Annotated in this window: 14 protein-coding genes; 11 read left to right on the forward strand and 3 right to left on the reverse strand. The window is 73.2% G+C overall.

Going from position 1 to position 19,560, the window contains the following annotated elements; genetic code table 11:
* Nucleotides 1-15 precede the first annotated feature (15 nt).
* Complete coding sequence (locus ACOOHE_RS18585; RefSeq protein ID WP_420455590.1) at nt 16-1,602, forward strand: hypothetical protein; 1,587 nt, start codon at nt 16-18, stop codon at nt 1,600-1,602.
* 34 nt (nt 1,603-1,636) lie between these two features.
* Here ACOOHE_RS18585 and ACOOHE_RS18590 read toward each other — a convergent pair whose 3' ends face one another.
* The gene (locus ACOOHE_RS18590) at nt 1,637-3,304 is read right to left on the reverse strand and encodes a hypothetical protein (protein WP_420455591.1); all 1,668 of its coding nucleotides are present in this window, start codon (nt 3,302-3,304) and stop codon (nt 1,637-1,639) included.
* A gap of 243 nt (nt 3,305-3,547) precedes the next feature.
* Here ACOOHE_RS18590 and proS point away from each other — a divergent pair, with 243 nt between their 5' ends.
* From proS to ACOOHE_RS18615, 5 genes are all read left to right on the forward strand, one after another.
* A complete protein-coding gene (gene proS, locus ACOOHE_RS18595; RefSeq protein WP_420455592.1) occupies nt 3,548-5,032 on the forward strand; it encodes a proline--tRNA ligase in 1,485 nt (494 codons plus the stop codon).
* Nucleotides 5,033-5,043: 11 nt separating this feature from the next.
* The gene (locus ACOOHE_RS18600; RefSeq protein WP_420455593.1) at nt 5,044-5,745 is read left to right on the forward strand and encodes a hypothetical protein; all 702 of its coding nucleotides are present in this window, start codon (nt 5,044-5,046) and stop codon (nt 5,743-5,745) included.
* Nucleotides 5,746-6,035: 290 nt separating this feature from the next.
* Nucleotides 6,036-7,580, forward strand: a complete 1,545-nt coding sequence (locus tag ACOOHE_RS18605; protein WP_420455594.1) for an HAD-IG family 5'-nucleotidase — start codon at nt 6,036-6,038, stop codon at nt 7,578-7,580.
* A gap of 75 nt (nt 7,581-7,655) precedes the next feature.
* Nucleotides 7,656-8,102 (forward strand): hypothetical protein, encoded by a 447-nt coding sequence (locus tag ACOOHE_RS18610; RefSeq protein ID WP_420455595.1) that lies wholly within the window; start codon nt 7,656-7,658, stop codon nt 8,100-8,102.
* 299 nt (nt 8,103-8,401) lie between these two features.
* Nucleotides 8,402-9,307 carry a R2-like ligand-binding oxidase gene (locus ACOOHE_RS18615; RefSeq protein ID WP_420455596.1) on the forward strand — a complete coding sequence of 302 codons (906 nt, stop codon included), beginning with the start codon at nt 8,402-8,404 and terminating at the stop codon, nt 9,305-9,307.
* Nucleotides 9,308-9,344: 37 nt separating this feature from the next.
* Here the strand turns inward: ACOOHE_RS18615 and ACOOHE_RS18620 are convergent, their stop codons facing one another.
* On the reverse strand, nt 9,345-10,199 hold the full coding sequence (locus tag ACOOHE_RS18620; protein WP_420455597.1) for an NAD-dependent protein deacetylase: 855 nt from the start codon (nt 10,197-10,199) through the stop codon (nt 9,345-9,347).
* Between the two features lie 190 nt (nt 10,200-10,389).
* Between ACOOHE_RS18620 and ACOOHE_RS18625 the strand changes: the two genes are divergently transcribed.
* From ACOOHE_RS18625 to ACOOHE_RS18640, 4 genes are all read left to right on the forward strand, one after another.
* Nucleotides 10,390-12,792, forward strand: coding sequence for a TonB-dependent receptor (locus ACOOHE_RS18625; RefSeq protein ID WP_420455598.1), 2,403 nt, complete (start codon nt 10,390-10,392; stop codon nt 12,790-12,792).
* Between the two features lie 183 nt (nt 12,793-12,975).
* Nucleotides 12,976-13,983: a DUF4249 family protein gene (locus ACOOHE_RS18630; RefSeq protein ID WP_420455599.1), complete on the forward strand. Its 1,008-nt coding sequence runs from the start codon at nt 12,976-12,978 to the stop codon at nt 13,981-13,983.
* 404 nt (nt 13,984-14,387) lie between these two features.
* Nucleotides 14,388-16,406: a 3-deoxy-7-phosphoheptulonate synthase gene (gene aroF, locus ACOOHE_RS18635; protein WP_420455600.1), complete on the forward strand. Its 2,019-nt coding sequence runs from the start codon at nt 14,388-14,390 to the stop codon at nt 16,404-16,406.
* 82 nt (nt 16,407-16,488) lie between these two features.
* Nucleotides 16,489-17,670 carry a DUF2911 domain-containing protein gene (locus ACOOHE_RS18640; protein WP_420455601.1) on the forward strand — a complete coding sequence of 394 codons (1,182 nt, stop codon included), beginning with the start codon at nt 16,489-16,491 and terminating at the stop codon, nt 17,668-17,670.
* Between the two features lie 127 nt (nt 17,671-17,797).
* Here the strand turns inward: ACOOHE_RS18640 and ACOOHE_RS18645 are convergent, their stop codons facing one another.
* Nucleotides 17,798-18,088 carry a hypothetical protein gene (locus ACOOHE_RS18645; protein ID WP_420455602.1) on the reverse strand — a complete coding sequence of 97 codons (291 nt, stop codon included), beginning with the start codon at nt 18,086-18,088 and terminating at the stop codon, nt 17,798-17,800.
* Nucleotides 18,089-18,401: 313 nt separating this feature from the next.
* Between ACOOHE_RS18645 and ACOOHE_RS18650 the strand changes: the two genes are divergently transcribed.
* The gene (locus ACOOHE_RS18650; protein WP_420455603.1) at nt 18,402-19,556 is read left to right on the forward strand and encodes a Fic family protein; all 1,155 of its coding nucleotides are present in this window, start codon (nt 18,402-18,404) and stop codon (nt 19,554-19,556) included.
* The last annotated feature ends 4 nt before the right edge of the window (nt 19,557-19,560 follow it).

Consider the following 19,560-nt stretch of genomic DNA (forward strand, 5'->3'; position numbering starts at 1 on the left):
GCACCGATCCACCGAATGAGCCCGGTCCTCACGCTCGCTGGCGCCCAGCTCCGGGCCGACCTCCGCCACGCCCGCTCGGGCCGGCGCGGCTCGGGGCGCCTGGCGACGACGATGCTGGCGTACGGGTTCTCGGGCCTGGTGCTGGCGCTCTCGCTCGGCCAGGCCTCGGCGACGACGGCCCTGTTCGTGGGTGGGAGCTTCGGGATCGTGCTGGCCGCGTTCGGCGTGGTCGGCTCGTACGACGAGCTGATGGGGCGACCCCGGGACAACGCCTGGCTGGCGACGCTGCCGGCGTCGGAGCGCCAGCACTACGCGGCGCGGCTGGCGAACGTCGGCGTCTACGTGTCCCTGATGGCCGTCGGCATCGGGCTCCCGGTCGGCCTCCGTGTCGGGCTGACGTGGGGGCCCGGGCTCGGAGGGCTGGTCGGGCTCGGCATCGGCGGGGCGACGGTGTGGACGGCGCTGCTGGCGCTGGGCGTCCTGTGGGGGCTCACGCTCGCGCTCCCCGTCCGTGCGCTCCGCTCGGCGCTGTCGGTCGGGCGGACGGCACTCATCGCGGTCCTGGTGCTGGGCTTCCAGTTTGTGGGGTCGTCGCCGGAGGCGCTCGCGGCGCCGTGGTGGCCGGGCGCCTGGATCGCCGACCTGTTGGGCGGCCGGGCGACGGCCGGGCTGGCGGCGCTGGCCGGCTCGCTGCTGGCGTTCGGCGTCGTGTTCGGCGCCGTGTTTCCGGGCCGCTACTTCCGCTTGCTCCGCCGGCTCGCGGACGGGTCCCGGCGCGACGGCGCCCGCACCCGGGTCGGCCGCCAGATGACGGCGCTCGAACGGTGGGCCACGCCGAACGGCCCGCTCCGGGCGGCCTACGGGTTCGCCACGTCCGCCTTCGCCGACGACCGGCTGGTGCGGGGGCGTCTGTGGCCGGCGGCGCTGCTGCCCGCCGGGTTCGTCGTGTTCGGCTGGCTGAGCGACGGCCTGGGCAGCCTGATGGGGGCGGGCGCCGAGGGGGCGCTGGCCGGCACGCTCGACGTGATGCAGGACTCGGCGACGCAGCTCCACCTCTCGATCCTGGTCGTCCTGATGTTCTGCGTCCAGACGCTCGTCCAGACGCTCCAGACGTCGGACCACGCCGAGGCGTCGTGGGTGTTCGGCGTGCTGCCCGAGGCGCGGCCTCGCGTGGCCCAGCTCGGCGCCCAGCAGGCGCTGACGTGGCGCGTGCTGTTCCCGCTCCACGTCGGGATCGCCGTCCTGTTGACGCTGACGATGCCGGCGGCGGCGGCCGTGCTCCACGCGGCGTTCTGGTTCGCCGTCTCGGCCTTGGTGTCGCGCGTGATGGCCGTGGCGTACCGGTCGCCGCCGTTCTCGAGCCGAGGCGACCGGTTCAACGCGGCCTCGCGGTTCGGCCCCCTGCTGGTGTCGATCCCGGCCTCGCTCGGCGTGATGATCGTCCAGGTGTGGGCGTTCGCGACGCCCGGGCGGGCGTTGGCCGTGACGGGCGGCGTCCTGATGGTCTCGGCGCTGGTCGGCGAGGCCGTCCTCCGGTGGCCCCGGCAGCGCCGAGCGGCGCCGGCCACGCCGGCCTTAACGCACGCGGCCTCCGCCCGCTAAGGCAGAGGCCGCGCGAGGTCGGACTGGAGGGGCGCTACTCGTTGTCTCCGCGCCGCGAGCGCGACGGCCGGCTGTCAGACGACGACCGGCTCGGGGCCGACCGCGTCTCGCGGCGCGGGGCCGGCGCCGGGCGGCTCTCCCGGCGAGGCGCGGGCGCGGGCCGACTTTCACGGCGGGGGGCGGGCGCGGGCCGGCTCTCACGACGCGGAGCCGGAGCCGGGCGCGTGTCCCGCCGCGGCGCTGGGGCCGGGCGGCTCTCGCGACGGGGCGCCGGGGCGGGCCTCGTATCCCGCCGGGGCGCCGGCGCCGGGCGGGTGTCCCGACGAGGCGCGGGCTCGGGACGAGTGTCGCGGCGCGGGGCCTGGCGGACGGGCTCCGCGCGGCGCACCGGCTCGGCCTGGCGGACGGGCTCGGGACGCTCCGTCCGCGTCGGGGCCTCGGACCGCGTCGGCGGGTCGGCGCGGCGAACGGGCTCGGCCTGGCGGACGGGGGCCTCCCGCGTCGGCGAGGCCTGGCGCGTGGGCGGCGACGTCCGCGTGGGCGTGGCGGTCCGGGTCGGCGCCGAGCGGGTCGGCGTGGCTGAGCGAGTCGGCGTCGCGGTGCCGGTGCGGCCGGGGGCGCTCGACGTCACGCCGCCGGGCCGGGGGAGGCGGGCCGGGCCGTCCTCGGCGCGGTCCGCCCGGTCGGGCGCCGTGCGGCCTGTCGAGCGCGTGATGCCGCGGTCGGCGGACGGGCGCGGCAACCGGGCCGGGGCCAGGCCGCGCCGCGCCGGCTGGCGCGAGGGGTCGGGGCCGGACTCCGCGATGGGCGACGTGTTCGTGCCCGGGAGGCCGCGGACGCGGCTCCGGCGACCGTCGTCCCCGCCCCGGTAGTCGTCGCGGTAGTCGTCGTAGTAGCCGCGGTTGCGGGGCCGGCCGTAGTAGCCGGGGCCGTAGTAGCCCGCGCTCCAGTAGCGGCCGTCGGAGTAGCCGTCGTAATAGCCGTGGCGGTAGCCGCTCCCGTAGCCGTAGCCGCCGTACCCGTACCCCCTGTAGCCGTAGCCGAACCCGACCGAGACGTACAGGCCCGGGCCGTAGCCGTAGCCGAACGAGTCGTAGCCCCAGCCGAAGTACGGGTCGACGTGGCCCGCGTAGTAGTACCCGTTGTAGTACGGGCTGTAGGCCCAGTACCGGCGGTGGTGCCACGTCGGGTACCAGCCGTAGCGGACGTACGGGCGGTACGTCGAGTACGGGCGGTAGTAGGTGTACGGCGACGGGTAGTAGGCCGGGTCGCCGTAGCGGTAGTAGTCGGCGTAGTAGCCCCCGTAGTAGACGTCGTCGTCGGTGCCCTGGCCCTGGTCGTAGAGGTCGTCGGCCACGTCCTCGTAGTAGGTCGTCCCCTCGTCGTCGTAGTAGTACCGGCCGACGGTGATCGCGTCGGGGTCGACGTCGCCCTCGGCGGCGGGGCGGCCGAGCGGGACGGCGCCGGAGGCGATGTCCTCGGGCGCCGGCACGTCGATCAGCGCCGAGTCGCCGTAGGGGTTGTCCGGGATGTCCATGGTGGCCGCGAGGCCGACGCGGGCCGGGCCGGCGGTGTCGGCCTGGGCGACGGGCGCGCGCGCGGGGCGGTCGGCCCAGGTAGCGTCCGGGCGGGACGAGGAGCAGCCGGCGAGCGCGGCGGCGAAGACGAGGACGGCGAGCCGTCGGGAGGACGAGAGGCGCATAGCGGCGGGAGGAACGTCGGTGCGGAGGCCGCGCGAAGAGGGTGTGTTCGGGCCGGCTCCACCCGTGAGCCCGGGTATACCCGTGAGCCCGGGTATATTCGTCGGCCCGTGTCGAGAGAGCCGCGCCCTCCGCAGGCGAGGTAACGCCGCCCGGCGACGGGACGATCCCCCCAGCGCCGCACACGGTCCGCACACCAAGGTACACCTCGGCGCTCGCGCGCCCCATCCCGGACGGACTGCCCCATGGCCGAGACGATCACCAAGCGCGCCGACGACTACGCCCAGTGGTACCAGGACGTCATCCGGGCGGCCAAGCTGGCCGAGACGTCGCCCGTGCGGGGCTCGATGGTCCTGCCGCCGAACGGCTACGAGCTGTGGGAGAACATGCAGCGCGGGCTCGACGGCATGTTCAAGGCGACCGGCCACCGAAACGCCTACTTCCCCCTGTTCATCCCCAAGAGCTTCCTCGCGAAGGAAGCCGAGCACGTCGAGGGGTTCGCCAAGGAGTGCGCCGTCGTCACGCACTACCGGCTCAAGGAGGAGGACGGCGACTTGGTCGTCGACCCCGACGCCGAGCTCGACGAGCCGCTCGTCGTCCGGCCCACGTCCGAGACCATCATCTGGGACACCTACAGCCGCTGGATCCAGTCGTGGCGCGACTTGCCGCTCAAGCTGAACCAGTGGGCCAACGTCGTCCGGTGGGAGATGCGGACGCGGCTGTTCCTGCGCACGGCCGAGTTCCTGTGGCAGGAGGGCCACACGGCCCACGCGACGTCCGACGAGGCCGTCGAGGAGACCCGGACCATGCTCGACGTCTACGCCCAGTTCGCCGAGGAGTGGATGGCGATGCCGGTCATCAAGGGCGTCAAGACGGCGAGCGAGCGGTTCCCCGGCGCCGTCGACACGTACTGCATCGAGGGGCTGATGCAGGACGGGAAGGCGCTCCAGGCCGGGACGAGCCACTTCCTGGGGCAGAACTTCGCCCGGGCCTTCGAGTGCACGTTCCAGAACCAGGACAACGAGCAGGAGTACGTCTGGGCCACGTCGTGGGGCGTGAGCACGCGACTTATCGGCGCGCTCATCATGGTCCACGGCGACGACGCCGGCGTGATCCTGCCGCCCAAGCTGGCGCCGGTCCAGATCGCCATCGTCCCGATTCTTAGGAAGGACGACGACAACGAGGCGGTGATCGAGGCCGCCGAGGGCATGCGCGACGCGCTCACCAAGGCCGGCTACCGCGTGGTCCTGGACGACCGCGAGCAGTACCGGCCGGGCTGGAAGTTCGCCCAGTACGAGGTCGAGGGCGTGCCCGTCCGGCTGGCCGTCGGCCCGCGCGACGTCAAGAACGGGACGGCCGAGATGGCCCGGCGCGACACGGGCGAGAAGAAGTCGGTGAGCGCGCGCGAGATCGTACCGGCCGTCCGCGAGGCGATCCACGACATTCAGAAGGCGCTCTACGACCGGGCCTACGCCTTCCGCCGCGACCACACCCACGTCGTCGACGAGTACGACCGGTTCCAGGAGGTGATGAACGCGGGCGGGTTCGCGCTCATGCACTGGGACGGGACGGCCGAGACGGAGGCCCGGGTCAAGGAGGAGACGAAGGCGACCATCCGCTGCGTCCCGTTCCCCGGCCAGTTCCCCGGCGTCGACACCGAGGAGGCCGGGACGGACCCCGTCAGCGGGGCGCCCGCCGAGCGGCGCGTGGTCTACGCCCGGGCGTACTGAGCGGTGGGGCGATGCGTGACGGGCTTGCTCCGACCCGCGAGGCGGTCCGCGACCACGGCTACCGGCTGGCGAACGCGGTCTCGTATTTCCTCAACCCGCTCATCTTCCCGCCCATCGCGTTCGCCCTGATCGACGCGCACTTCGGGGCCGGGCCGGTCCAGATCGCGTGGACGTTCGGGGTGTCGGTCGTCTTCTTCTGCCTGGTCCCCCTGTTCTACGTGATGGGGATGATCCGGCGCGGGCGTGCCGAGAGCCTGGAGGTCCGCGAGCGGTCGGCGCGGCTGGGGCCGCTGCTGGTCGGGATCGCGTCGTACGCCGTCGGCGCGCTGCTGCTGTGGCGGACGGTCGAGGGGCCGGCGTTGCCGCTCATCGTGGCGTTCGCGGCGCTCTTCCCGATCAACACGGCCGTGATCCTGCTCATCAACACGCGGTGGAAGATCTCGCTCCACATGACGAGCCTGGCCGGGTTCGTGGGCGTCCTGCTGTTCACCGCGCTGACGGTCTGGCGCGACCTCCCCACCGGCGTCGAGACGGCGCTGACGCTGGCGACGGTCGGGCCGCTCGTGCTGCTGGTGCCGCTGCTGATGTGGGCGCGCGTCCGGGTCGGGGCCCACACGCCGGGCCAGGTGCTGGCCGGCGCTTTGTTCGGGTTGCTGGTGCCCCAGGTTCAGCTGTGGTGGATCGTGTATCGGTGGCTGGACCTGGTGGGGTAGGGGGCTCGCTGGCGCTCCCCGCAAGCGGGGCAGGCGCGTGAGAGAGGAGCGGGAAGGGGCGGAGGTCGGCGGGGGCCGTACGGACACGATTCATCGTGTCCCTGCCGACCGCCGAGGCCCCGGGGACATCCGCCTCGGGACATGATGAATCACGTCCCTACACGTGCGGGTCGTTTCCGTGCTCGGATCCCTCGTGGGGCCCCCTCGCCAGCGTTGCCCAACGGTGAACAGCCGGCGCGAGGGGAACGAGGCGGGGCCGGGCTGGCGTTCGGGCCGAAACACAACGACCTATGGACGCCACCATCGGCACCGGGACCCACGGCGCGCCCGGCGTGCCCGACGCCTTCGACCACCCCCGCGGCCTCTTCTGCAACCGGACGCTCAACCTCCGGAAGATCCAGGCCGTCGGGTACGACATGGACTACACGCTCGTCCACTACCACGTGGCCCTGTGGGAGGAGCGGGCCTACGCCTACATCAAGAACGGGCTCACCAAGCTGGGCTGGCCCGTCGACGACCTCGTCTTCGACCCCGACCTGGTGGTCCAGGGACTGGTCGTGGACACCGAGCGGGGCAACGTGGTCAAGGCCAACCGGTTCGGCTACGTCAAGCGGGCGTTCCACGGGACGCAGCCGCTGAGGTACGACGAGCAGCGCCACGCCTACCGCCGGACGCTCGTCGACTTGCACGACCGCCGCTGGCGGTTCATGAACACGCTGTTCTCGATCTCGGAGGCCGGCATCTACCTCCAGCTCGTCGACAAGCTCGACGCGGGCGAGCTGCCCGACCGGATCGGCTACGAGGAGCTGTACCAGACCATCCGCCAGTCGCTCGACGCGGCCCACCTCGAAGGGCTCCTCAAGGCCGAGATCCTGGCCGACCCCGACCGGTTCGTCGAGCGCGACCCCGACGTCCCGCTGGCGCTGCTCGACCAGAAGATGGCGGGCAAGAAGGTGCTCCTGATCACGAACTCCGAGTGGGAGTACGCCGCGCCCATCCTGCGCTACGCCTTCGACCCGTACCTGCCGGGCGACATGACGTGGCGGGACCTGTTCGACCTCGCCATCGTCGGCGCCCGCAAGCCGGCGTTCTTCGACGAGCAAGCGCCGGCCTTCGAGGTCGTCGCCGAGGACGACGACGGGCGGGCCGTGCTGCGGAGCCACGCCGGGCTGCTGGAGGAGGACCGCGTCTACGTCGGCGGCCACGCGGCGCTCGTCGAGGCGAGCCTGGGCCTGCGCGGGTCCGAGATCTTGTACGTCGGCGACCACGTCTACGCCGACGTCAAGGCGTCGAAGAGCGTGCTCCGCTGGCGGACGGCCCTCGTGCTGCGGCCGCTCGAGGACGAGATCGAGGCGCTCGACGCCTGGCGCGGCGCGCAGCAACGCCTCACGGCGATGATGGCCGAGAAGGAGCGGTTGGAGGCGTACTTCTCGGCGCTCCGCCTGGAACGCCAGCGGAACCAACAGGGCTACGGGCCCCAGACCGAGCGCTCGGCCGCGTGGCTGAGCGACCAGATCACGGCCGTCCGCGACCGGCTCGTCCGCCTCGACGCCGAGATCGGGCCGCTCGCCATCGAGGCGAGCCGGTTGGTCAGCCCGCGGTGGGGCCCGCTGATGTGGGCCGGCAACGACAAGAGCCACCTGGCGCGCCAGATCGAGGCGTCGGCCGACATCTACACGGCCCGGGTCTCCAACTTCCTCCACTACACGCCGTTCGTCTACCTCCGGAGCCCGCGCGGGACGCTGCCCCACGACCACGCGGCGCCCCAGGACGCCGGCTTGGAAGCCGCCGCCCACGACATGGGCGTCGACGGGTTCGGGGAGGGAGGGGAATGAGGAACGGGGGCCGGGGAACGGGCAGATTCCCGGTCGCCGCGTCGGCATCTGCCCGTTCCCCTTTCCTCGTTCCCCGTGCCCTCGTCCCCCCTCTCCAAGCCCCAGCGTCGCGTCCTCGACGACGCGCTCCGGCTCGTCCGCGACCAGCGCGCTCGGGCCGAGGCCGAGGGCGCCCCGTTCCCGCCCGACGTGGCCTGGACGACGCCGTTCGCGCTCGGCTACATGGTGGGGGCGGTCGACGGGCTGTGCCAGGCGCACGGGGTCCCGTTCGACGGGATGGCGCTGGCGATCGTCGGGCTCGTCTTGGACGACACGTTCGGGCGGCCCGAGAGCGACCGGCTCCGCCAGCGCGCCGTGACGCTGCTCCAGGCCGGCGACCCCGACTTCGGGCGCGGACGGCCGTGGGGCGGCAACGAGGCCATCGGGCTCGCGCGCGGGCTGACCAAGCCGGTCGGGCTGGTCCACCTGATGCGCGGCGATGAGGGGCGGATGGGCGGGCCCGTCGGCGGGCCGGCGGCGTAGCGGACTCGCCCACCTCAGGCCCCCGGCGGAGCCGGGCTATCGCGACCTCCGGTGAGGCCCCCAGTTTGTCATCCTGAGCGCCAGCGAAGGATCTCAACGCCGACCTTCCAAGTCGTAGGAGACGGCGCCGGAGGACGGAGGCGTCAAGCTGAGATCCCCCGCCTCCGCGGGGGCAGGCTCTTCGCAAGCTCAGGACGACACGGCAGGGGGATCGAGCGCCGAGTACGCGATAGCCCTGCCCGGCGGAGCGGGACGGCGCTGGGGCGGCGTACGTTGGCCCCCCACCCTCCTCCTCTGCCATGACGACGGCCACGTTCAAGACCACCCGCGAGGGGATCGACCACGGCTTGCGGCCGATGCGGCTGTTCGCCAAGGCCAAGACGCTCGGCACCTGGGACCCGGCGGCCATCGACCTCGCGCAGGACGCCGCCGACTGGCGGACGCTCTCGGACCCGGAGCAAGACCTGCTCCTCCGCCTGAGCGCCCAGTTCGGCGCCGGCGAGGAGTCGGTCACGACGGACCTCCTCCCGCTCTTGGGCTGGGCCGCTGCTCAGGGCCGGCTGGAGGACGAGCTGTTCCTGACGTCGTACCTCTGGGAGGAGGCCAAGCACGTCGAGGCCTTCGACCGCTTCTTGCGCGAGGTGGCCCGGTTCGAGGGCGACCTGGAGGCCTACCTCACGCCCGCCTACCGTGCCCACTTCGCCGACGCCCAGCCCGCCGCGATGGACCGCCTCCGCGGCGACCACTCGACGGAGGCGCTCGTCGACGCGCTCGTGACGTACCAGATGGGGACCGAGGGCATCCTGGCCGAGACCGGCTACCACGCCTACTACACCGTCCTCCAGGAGCGCGGCATCCTGCCCGGGATGCAGCAGATCGTCCAGCTCATCCAGCGCGACGAGAGCCGCCACGTCGGCTACGGGATCTACCTGCTCAGCCGGCTCATCGCCGAGCACGGCGACGCGGTGTGGGACCAGGTCGAGGCCCGGCTCGCCGAGGTCCTGATGGGCGCGATGCAGGTGGTCGCCGAGATGCTGGCGCCCTACGGCGACGACGTCCCGTTCGGCCTGTCCGTCGACCCGTTCCTGGCGTTTGCCCAGGGCCAGTTCCAGAAGCGCCACGCCCGCTTGGAGAAGGCGCGGACGACGCCGCTCGACGTGATCCTCTACGGCTCGCGCGCGCCGGTCGGCGGCGACGGGAGGTGACAGGACGTGAGGGCACCGCGCGGGGTCGCCCCACGAGTCACGCCCCGAGCGCGTCCGCCAGCGCCGGCAGCGCGTCGCCCAGACGCGCGTCGAGGGCGACGGCGGCGTGGCGGTGGCCGCGCGTCTCGCCCAACGTCACGATGGCGACCGGCGTCCCCTCGGCCTCGGCCTGGCGGACGAACCGGTAGCCGCTGTAGACCGCCAGGCTCGACCCGACGACCAGCAGCGCGTCGGCTCGCGACACGACGTCTGATGCCGCGGCTACGCGGGGCTTGGGGACGTTCTCGCCGAAGAACACAACGTCCGGCTTGAGCGGTCCGGCGCAGGCCGGGCACACCGGCGGGTCGAACGTCGCCAGCCCGGCTTCGATCTCAACGTCGCCGTCCGGCGCGACGCGGCCCGTTGGCGTGGCGACGTCGAGCCAGCTGGGGTTGCGGCGAGCGATCTGGCGCTGGACGGTCTCTCGGGTCAGCCGTCCGCCGCAGCCGAGGCAGACGACCCGGTCGAGCGCCCCGTGCAGCTCGACGACCCGCCGCGAGCCGGCCCGCTGGTGGAGCCCGTCGACGTTCTGGGTGACGACGCCCTCGACGCAGCCGGCCGCTTCGAGACGCGCCAGCGCGCGGTGGCCGTCGTTGGGGCGCGCGCCGGTCACCCGAGCCCAGCCTCGGCTGGCGCGGGCCCAGTACCGCCGGCGCGCGGCCGGGTCGCGGACGAAGTCGTCGTACTGGACCGGGCGGCGCTCGACGTGCCGCGTCTCGGGCCCGCGGTAGTCCGGGATGCCCGACTCGGTCGAGATCCCGGCGCCGGCCAGCACCGCCAGCCGCCGACCCCGCAGCAGGTCGACGAGCGCGTCGAGAGTGGGCGCGGGCACAAGCGGCGTCGGGGCGGACATAGCCCACCAACGCGGTCCAGACGCACGAGGTGTCCCGCACCGATGGCACAACGGCACCGTCATTGTAGAGCGGCGGTGAACCCCGTATGTTCTTGGCCCGGAGCCGTCCTGGCCGCGCCTCCGGCCCCCGCGGTGAAGGCGGGGGACGGTCCTCACGAACTGTCTCATGGTGCGCCTCGCCGCCGGCCTCTTGCTCCTCCTCTGTGCCCGCGCGTCCGCCCAGGAGCGAGTCGTGAGCGGGACGGTGACGGACGTGACGACGGGCGAAGTGCTGATCGGCGCGGCCGTGGTCGCCCCGGCCTTCGGTCGCGGCGCCGTCACGAACGCCTACGGCCACTACAGCCTCCCCCTCCCCGACGACTCGGTCCGGCTGGTGGTGTCGTCCGTCGGGTACCGGCCGGCCGAGGTCTGGAGCGAACGCGCCGTCGAAGGGCGGCTCGACCTGGCGCTGGCGCCGGTCGACCTGGACGAGGTCGTGGTCGAGGCCGACGCGGGCGCGGCGCGGCGGCCCGAGGCGACGCCCCAGATGGGCCAGACGGCGCTCTCGGGACGCGACGTCCAGGCGCTCCCGGCGCTCTTGGGCGAGGCCGACGTGCTGAAGGCCGTCCAGCTGCTGCCGGGCGTCCGCGCGGGGCAGGAGGGGACGGCCGGGCTCTACGTCCGCGGCGGCTCGCCGGACCAGACGCTGGTGCTCTTGGACGGGACGCCGCTCTACAACGCGAGTCACCTGTTCGGTTTCTTGTCCACGTTCAACGCCGACGCCGTGAGCCGGGTCGAGCTGACGAAGGGGGCGTACCCGGCCCGGTTCGGCGGCCGGCTCGCGTCGGTCCTGGACGTCCGCCTGCGCGACGGCGACCTCGAGCGGCACCGCGTGCGCGGGCAGGTCGGGCTGCTGGCGACGACCGTCCTGGCCGAGGGGCCGATCGTGCCGGGCCGGGCGTCGTTTCTGGTCTCCGGCCGGCGGACCCACATCGGCCTGCTCGCCGGCCCCTTCATCGACCGGGCCAACCGGGACGCCGCCGCGCGCGACGACGCGACGCTCGACCCCTCCCTGTCGTTCTACGACCTCAACGCCAAAATCGGCTGGCGGCCGACCGACCGGGACCGGGTCTCGGTCAGCGTCTACCGGGGCGGCGACGCCTTCGCGTTCACGTCCGTCGACCCCGAGGTGGCCTGCCGCGACGGGGCCTGCCGGGCGACCGGCGTCGAGAACGTGACGGGCGGAGGCCTCGACTGGGGCTCGCTGACCGGCTCGATCCGGGCCACCCGCGTGCTGTCGCCGCGCGTGTTCGCCGCGCTCACGGTGACGGCCAGCGACTACGGGTTCGACGTCGAGGTGACGTCGGACGAGGGGCGGAACGGGCCGAGCCCGGTGACGGCGGCGGCGGCCTACCGCTCGGGGATCCGCGACCTCAGCGCCCGGCTCGACCTCGACGTGGCCGCCCACGCCGACCACGCGCTCCGCGTCGGCGCGGCCGTCACGCGGCACCGGTTCACGCCCGGCGCCCTGTCGCTCGTCGGCGACGACGCGGCGACCGGCGTCCCCTCGGACACGACCCTCGGTGGCGGCGCCTCGGTCGGCGTCCAGGCCGTCGTCTACGTCGACGACACCTGGCAGATCGGCCCACTGACACTGGGGCTCGGGGTCCACGGCGCGCTCTACGCCTCGGGCCGGCACCGGTACCCGTCCATCGAGCCGCGCCTCTCGGCCGCGCTCCGTCTCTTCCCCCGGCTCGCCATGAAGGCGAGCGCGGCCGTGACCCAGCAACCCGTCCACCTCTTGACGACCGGCGCCGGCATCGGCCTGCCCGCCGACCTGTGGGTCCCCGCCGACTCGGTCGGGCCCGAGCGCGGGGCCCAGGTCGCCCTCGGGCTGGCCGGCTCGTCGCGGTCGGGCCGGACGACGTGGTCGGTCGAGGGCTACTGGCGCTCGATGCGGGGGCTCGTGGCCTACCGCGACGGCGCCGCCTTCACGACGCCGTTCGACGACTGGCAGGAGCTCGTCGTCACCGGCGAGGGGCGGAGCCGCGGGTTCGAGGCGCTCGTCGAGCACCGGACGGACCGGCTGACGGCGTGGCTCGCGTACACCCTGGCCCGGACCGACCGCCGGTTCGACGCCATCGCCGGCGGCGCGTGGTTCCCCTACCGCTACGACCGCCGCCACGACGTCTCGGCCGTCGCCGTCGCGAGACTGGGCCGGGTCGATGCGTCGGTCGCCGCCGTCTACGGGACCGGCGACGCGGTCACGCTGCCGGCGGCGACCTACGACGCGACGTTCTTGAGCTCGGGCTCGGTCGGGTACTGGACGGCGTCGGTGCCGGCGGCGGCGTCGGAGGTGGCCTACGGCCCGCGCAACGGCCACCGGCTCCCGGCCTACGCCCGCCTCGACCTCGGCCTGACCCTCCACCTCCGGCGCGGCGACCGGCCCCACGCGGTCGCGCTCCACGTCTACAACGCGCTCAACCGCAAGAACCCCTTCGTCACGCTCTTGGACGAGCGGACCGACTCGGCGACGGGCGAGGTCCGCCAGCAGCTGGTCGGCATCGCCCTCTTCCCCGTCCTCCCGTCGCTGTCGTACCGCTTTGGGTTTTAGTGCGGCTCACAGCGCGTCTGACGGGCTCCAGAGCAACGCTGCGTGATGCGTGATGCGTGATCCTTCCCGATGGGAGTCACGAATCACGGATCACGCATCGGCGGCTGATCTAGGATCGGCCCGTCCGTCTCACGAGAGTCTGAGAGTCGCCGTTCATCGATCCCTGCCTGCGCCCCCCTCCACATGCGCCTCCCCGCCCTTCTCGCCCTGCTGACGCTCGCCGGCTGCGACGTCTCGACGACGCTCGACATCGAGACGCCGCCGTACCAAGCCGAGGTCGTCGTCCGGTCGGTGCTGGCGGCCGACGGGGTGGCCGAGGTCCGGCTGAGCGTGAGCCGTGACCCGTACGCCGTGGACCCGGCGGGCGAGGGGCTGGTGGCCCGGCCGTCCCGGGTCGACGGGCGCGTGGTGCTCTTGCGCGACGGGGTCGAGGTCGAGACGCTCCGGGCCTCTGGGCGGACGTGCTACCGGGCCTCGACGGCGACGTGCAACGCCGAGACGGGCCAGGTGGAGCGGTCCGACGAGGACCCGTTCGAGTGCGGGAGCTACCGGGGGGCGGTCCGCTTGGAGGCCGGCGCGACCTACACCGTCCGCGCCGAGGTGCCCGGGCTGGCGCCGGCCGAAGCGACGGTCACCGTCCCCGACGCGCCCACCGTCGAGGCGACCGAGGAGGCCGGAGCGGGCGGCCTGCGCCGGTTCCGCGTCCGCCTGACGGACCCGCCGGGGCGCGGCCACCGCTACGGGCTGACGATCCACCGCGAGCTCGACCGCTACACGGCCTCGCTGTGCCGCGTCGGCGGGCCGGTCGACACGCTCGTCGTGCTCACCCGGCCCCAGGTCTACCGGAGCGACTTCTCGACGACCGACCCGGTCTTGGTGACGGGCGCCCGGGAGGCCGGCAGTTCGATCCACTTCGTCACGTTCCCCGACGACGCCTTCGACGGGCGCGCCCGCGACTTCGTCCTGGACGCGGCGCCGCGCGGCAGCCACTCCGGCGACACGGGCGCCGTCCGCGTCCAGGTCACCGCGATGACGGCCGAGCTCTACGACGCCTACCAGATCACCAACTTCGAGCTCGACGAGAACCCGTTCGCCGAGCCGGCCGACCTCCCGCTCAACGTCGTCGGCGGGTACGGGCGCGTGGGAGCGGTGGCCGTCCGCGAGGTCCGGTTCGCCGGGCCGGGCGGCTAGCGGGGTTGGAGAGTCCGGAGGATCGGGCACGTTGGCCTCGGCGGTGACCGCCGGCGGCCGAGGACGCGGCCGGCGGACGCCGCGTCCGTCACCGGGACGCCTTTGGGGACTGGGGCTCGACCTGGCTCGTCCTGGTCTCTGGAGAGCTCGGGGGACGGCTCCCACGCGAGAAGAAAAGCGCTTCCGAGGCCGAATCGGGCCGGGGCATCGGTGGCCCCCTTGCACAGGTCCGCCTCCGGCGGCTACCATCAGACCATGACCTCCACCCGCTTCCTGCTCGCGCCCGCCTCGTTTACGGGGTATTGGTTTGCGTGCCCGGCGGGCCGGAGGCACCTGGGATAGCTCGTCCTCCCAGCGTCCCCCAGCCCGCCTCCCGGCGGGCTTTTTTTTTGCCGTCTCTCCCCATGTCCGAACCCTCCGATCTCGACGGCCTCCGTCACGACCTCGACGCCGTCGACCGCCGCCTGGTCGACGCGCTCGCCGAGCGCCAACGGCTCGTCGCCGACGTGGCCGCCGTCAAGGCCACCGACGGCGCGCTGCCCATCCAGGACCCGAGCCGCGAGCAGGACCTGTTGGCGCGCGTCCACGCGCTCGCCGAGGACGCGGGCGTCGACGGGTACTTCGCGTCCCAGCTGTACCGCCAGATCCTGCGCCACTCGGTCCGCTTCCAGGCCGTCCGGCAGTCGGGCGGCGAGGGCCGCGTCCGGGTGGCGTACCAGGGCGTCGAGGGGTGCTACAGCCACTCGGCGGCGCGGCACCACTTCGCGGCCGTGCCCGAGGCGAGCTACGTCGGGACGAGCACGTTCGGCGGCGCCATCGAGGCGCTCAAGCGGGGCGACGCCGAGCGGGCGCTGTTGCCGGTCGAGAACACGACGGCCGGCCCGATCTCGGGCGTCTACGACCTGTTGGTCGAGCCCGGCTTGCACATCGTCGGCGAGGAGGTGCTCAAGGTCGAGCACTGCCTGCTCGCGCTCCCCGGCGTGGCGCTGGCGGACCTCCGGCGGATCGGGACGCACCCCCAGGCCATCCGCCAGTGCAGCCTGTTCTTGGACGCGCTCGACGGCGTCCACGTCGACGCCGAGGCGGACACGGCGGGCGCGGCCAAGGCCGTCGCCGCCTCGGGCGACCGGACGCGGGGGGCCATCGCGGGCGAGGACGCCGCCGAGCTCTACGGGCTCCACGTCGTCAAGCGCCACGTGGCCAACCGGAAGGACAACTTCACCCGGTTCCTGATCGTCGCGACCGAGCCGCTCGAACACGACCCGCGGCTCCCCCACAAGACGTCGCTCGTGCTCTCGACCGACCACCGGACCGGCGCGCTCGCCCAGGTCCTCCAGGCCTTCGCCGACGCCGACGTCAATCTGACCAAGCTCGAGAGCCGCCCCAGCCCGACGACCCCGTTCGAGAGCCTGTTCTACCTCGACGTCGAGGGCGGGATGCACCAAGAGGCGACCGCCGCTGCCATCGAGGGCGCTCGGGCCCACACGCGGTCGCTCCGGGTGCTCGGCTCGTACCCCGTCTTCCGCGCCGAGACGCCCCGCGCTGCGGTCGTGACGGTCTCAGCCGGCGATGGCGCCCCGGCCCGCCCGAAGGCGACGGCAGCGCCCAGCGTCAAGCCGAGCCGGCGAACCCTCGTTGACCGCGGCGACCGGCCGGACTCGGTCGTCGAGATCGCCGGCGTCCGCGTCGGCGGCGACGAGCCGCCCGTGCTCATCGCCGGGCCGTGCTCGGTCGAGAGCCGGGACCAGATCTTCGCCTCGGCCCGGGCCGTCCGCTCGGCCGGCGGGCTCATGCTGCGCGGCGGCTGCTTCAAGCCGCGGACGTTGCCGTACGACTTCCAGGGGCTCGGCTACGAGGGGCTCGCGATGATGCACGACGCCGGCCGCGAGAACGGGCTGCCCATCGTGACCGAGGTCGTTCACCCCCGCGACGTCGAGGCCGTCGCGCGCGAGGCCGACGTGCTCCAGATCGGGGCCCGCAACATGCAGAACTTCGAACTCCTCAAGGAGGTCGGGAAGAGCCACGCGGCGGTCCTGCTCAAGCGCGGGATGTCGTCGAGCATCGACGAGTGGCTGGCGGCGGCCGAGTACGTGATGGCCGGCGGCAACGAGCGCGTGATCCTGTGCGAGCGCGGCATCCGGACGTTCGAGACGGCCACGCGCAACACGCTCGACCTGTCGTCGGTGGTCGTGGCCCGTGAGCGGACGCACCTGCCGGTCATCGTCGACCCGAGCCACGCGGCCGGGCTCCGGCGCTGGGTGCCGGCGCTCGCCAAGGCCGCCATCGCCGCCGGCGCCCACGGGCTGATCGTGGAGGCCCACCCGGACCCCGACCGCGCGCTCTCGGACGGGCCCCAGTCGCTCACGTTCGACCAGCTCGACCGGCTCGCCCAAGAGATCGGCGTGGCCCGCGTCCCCGCGTAGCCCTCCGCGCGCCGGGGCGCCGAGGGGGTGGGGAACCCGGAACCCGCGCGGTGCTTTGCTCCGGTCTCCTCCCAGGACCGCCATGCGCCGCTCGCTCCTCCTCACCGCCGCGGTCGTCCTCGCGGGCTGCGCCACGTCGCAGACGCCCGGCGCGCCGCCGACGGCCGAGACCGGCGCGTTCGTGACCCTCCTCGGCGACGACACGCTCGCCGTCGAACGGTTCACACGCACCGCCGACGGCCTGGAGGCGACCGTCGCCTTGCGCGCGCCCCGCACCACGCTGACGACCTACCGCCTCGTCCTCGACCCCGACGGCGGGCTGGAGCGCTACCAGGCCGTCGTCCGCCAGCCGCTCACCGGCGAGGTCCTGCGCCGCCACACCGCCGAGCCGGTCGGCGACAGCCTCCGGATGACGGTGGAGGAGACAGGGGGCGAGACGACGACCCGGATGGTCCCGGGTGCCGCGCGCCCGCTGCCGTTTATCGACATGGTCCATTGGCCGTTCGAGCTGATGGTCACGCGCGCCGTCGACGCGGGCGGGCCGCTGGACCAACCGCTCTTCACCGAGCGTGCGGCGGTCGCCTTCACGAGCGACGTCGAGGCCGACGGCACGGTCGTCGTGCGCCACCCCTTCCGGGGCCCCATGACCGTCGAGGCCGATGCCGAGGGCCGCCTCGAGACGCTCGACGCCGGGGCCACGACGCGCAAGCTGGTCGTCCGCCGCGTGGCCGACGTGGACGTGGAGGCCGCCGCGACGCGCTACGCCGAGATGGACGCGGCCGGGCTGGCCGTCGGCGAGCTCTCGGGCCGAGGCGAGGCGGTCGGCACCGTCGGCGGCGCGACCGTCGCGGTCGACTACGGGCAGCCGCGGAGGCGGGGCCGCGCGATCTGGGGCGCGCTCGTCCCGTGGGACGGCCTCTGGCGCACCGGCGCCAACCGGGCGACGCACCTCACCACCGACCGCGCGCTGGTCCTCGACCCCGACGGCGCCGCGCTGGCCGTCCCGGCGGGCGCGTACACCCTCTTCTCGATCCCCCAGCCCGACGGCGGCGTGCTGATCGTCAACCGCCAGACGGGACAGGGCGGGACGACCTACGACGCGGGCCAGGACCTCGGCCGCGTGCCGCTCACCCGGGCGCCGCTGCCCGACACCGTCGAGGCGTTCACGATTGTCGTCGAGGCCGAGGGCGACGAAGGGCGACTCTCGCTGCGGTGGGACCACGACGCCTTCTCGGTCCCCTTCGTGGTGGCGGACGGACGGTGAGCCCGGGCCTCCGCCCGCGACGGTCCGGTCGGCGATGGAGGGGACGACCGGCCGTGCCTCGTCCGCGAGATCGGGCCGCCCTCTGTCTCGTGAGGCCGAGGCCTGTCCTCGCACCTCGGGCTCGGTATCAGGTGTCGTCGTCCCCCGCGATCCAGCGGAGAACGGGGTCCTGGATCTCGTCCGGGGCGCCGTCGCCGTCGATCTCCTCCTCGATCTGTTCGAGGATGGCCTCGGCCTCGGTCTCGGCGGCCCGCTCCACGACCACGAGCGCGGCGAACCCGTCCGTCGCCCCGCCGCCGCCCATCGGCGAGGTGTGGGCCACACGCCAGCCGGCGCGCAGGAGATCGTCGAGGGCGTCGAGCGAGACCGTCCGCGCGCCGGTCGGGCCGGCGGTGACGACGAGGGCTTTCTGGAGCATGGCGGTCGCGGGGGGCCCGGTGAGAGCGCCGGCCCCAGCGCTCGGTTCCCCCATCTCGGGCCCGAGGTCAGGGCTATCGCATACTCGCCCCTTGTCATCCTGAGCGGAGCGAAGGATCTACTAGACGCAGGCGCGGAGCCGGTCGGGGCCACCGAGCGACGAGCGGCTAGATCCTTCGCTGGCGCTCAGGATGACATAACCGGGAGGTCAGCGGAGTATGCGATAGCCCTGGGCCCGAGGCGACGGCAAATGTAAAATCTGGGTCCTATATTTTCATTCGGACCGACCCGATGCAACTGTTTTGCAATTGCCGATGCCAACCACGCCGACAGGGACCTACCGGATCAGCACAGCGGGAGGGGAGACGGTACGGGCGTTCGTTCCGAACCCGCTCCCTCCTGACCTGGACTTGGGACCGGAGGACCTCGACCTCATGGAGCGCGCGAACCGGGCACTCGGGCGGCTCGACGGGATCTCTGCGCTCCTCCCCGACCGCGACCTCTTCCTCTACCTCTACGTCCGCAAAGAGGCGGTCCTGTCGTCTCAGATTGAGGGGACGCAGTCGTCTCTCTCGGACCTCCTCCTGTTCGAAGACGACCGCGCCCCGAACGTCCCGCTAGACGACGTTCGAGAGGTCTCGAACTACGTGGCGGCTCTGAACCACGGGCTGGATCGCCTCCGGGATGGGTTCCCGCTGTCCCTCCGGCTCATCCGCGAGATCCACGGCGTCCTCCTGCAAGAGGGGCGAGGGGCGGACAAGACGCCCGGCGAGTTCAGGCGCTCACAAGTCTGGCTGGGCGGCGGCCGTCCGGAGACGGCTCACTTCGTCCCCCCTCCTGCGAACGAGGTCATGGCGTGCCTGGATCGGTTCGAGCACTTCCTCTACGAGCCCGGCGTGCCCATCCTGATGAAAGCGGCTCTCGCCCACGTCCAGTTCGAGACGATCCACCCGTTCCTCGATGGCAACGGCCGCGTCGGTCGGCTCCTCATCACCTTCCTGCTGTGCGCCCACGAGGTTCTCGCGGACCCCATCCTCTACCTCTCGCTGTACTTCAAGTCGAACCGGCAGGAGTACTACGACCGGCTCCAGCGTGTCCGCACGCACGGGGAGTGGGAGGAGTGGCTCCGGTTTTTCCTCCGAGGGGTGTATGAGACGTCGAAGCAGGCCGTCGACACGGCGAAGGAGATTCTCGATCTGTTCGGGCGCGACCGCGAGCGGATCCGGGAGTCGCTCGGAGGTCGTGCCAGCTCCGCGCTCCGAGTCCACGAGGCCATGCAACGCCGCCCGCTCCTGACGATCAAGGACGCGGAGCACCACAGCGGCCTGTCCCGCCCCACGGCCCAGAAGTCGCTGGAGCAGATGGCGCGGCTTGGGATCACCCGCGAGGTGACGGGAGGGAGGTACGGGATGGTGTACCTCTACAAGCCGTACATGGACATCCTGGACCGCGGCACCGAGCCGCTGTAGCGTA

It is taken from the genome of Rubrivirga sp., assembly GCF_965213695.1.
Taxonomy (GTDB): domain Bacteria; phylum Bacteroidota; class Rhodothermia; order Rhodothermales; family Rubricoccaceae; genus Rubrivirga.

Excerpts from the sequence above, each read along its gene's own strand:
- ACOOHE_RS18640 (WP_420455601.1), top strand. The coding sequence starts at position 16,489 with ATGCGCCGCTCGCTCCTCCTCACCGCCGCGGTCGTCCTCGCGGGCTGC.
- ACOOHE_RS18585 (WP_420455590.1), top strand. The coding sequence starts at position 16 with ATGAGCCCGGTCCTCACGCTCGCTGGCGCCCAGCTCCGGGCCGACCTC.
- ACOOHE_RS18630 (WP_420455599.1), top strand. The coding sequence starts at position 12,976 with ATGCGCCTCCCCGCCCTTCTCGCCCTGCTGACGCTCGCCGGCTGCGAC.
- ACOOHE_RS18645 (WP_420455602.1), bottom strand. The coding sequence starts at position 18,088 with ATGCTCCAGAAAGCCCTCGTCGTCACCGCCGGCCCGACCGGCGCGCGG.
- proS (WP_420455592.1), top strand. The coding sequence starts at position 3,548 with ATGGCCGAGACGATCACCAAGCGCGCCGACGACTACGCCCAGTGGTAC.
- ACOOHE_RS18620 (WP_420455597.1), bottom strand. The coding sequence starts at position 10,199 with ATGTCCGCCCCGACGCCGCTTGTGCCCGCGCCCACTCTCGACGCGCTC.
- aroF (WP_420455600.1), top strand. The coding sequence starts at position 14,388 with ATGTCCGAACCCTCCGATCTCGACGGCCTCCGTCACGACCTCGACGCC.
- ACOOHE_RS18600 (WP_420455593.1), top strand. The coding sequence starts at position 5,044 with ATGCGTGACGGGCTTGCTCCGACCCGCGAGGCGGTCCGCGACCACGGC.
- ACOOHE_RS18590 (WP_420455591.1), bottom strand. The coding sequence starts at position 3,304 with ATGCGCCTCTCGTCCTCCCGACGGCTCGCCGTCCTCGTCTTCGCCGCC.
- ACOOHE_RS18650 (WP_420455603.1), top strand. The coding sequence starts at position 18,402 with ATGCCAACCACGCCGACAGGGACCTACCGGATCAGCACAGCGGGAGGG.
- ACOOHE_RS18615 (WP_420455596.1), top strand. The coding sequence starts at position 8,402 with ATGACGACGGCCACGTTCAAGACCACCCGCGAGGGGATCGACCACGGC.
- ACOOHE_RS18605 (WP_420455594.1), top strand. The coding sequence starts at position 6,036 with ATGGACGCCACCATCGGCACCGGGACCCACGGCGCGCCCGGCGTGCCC.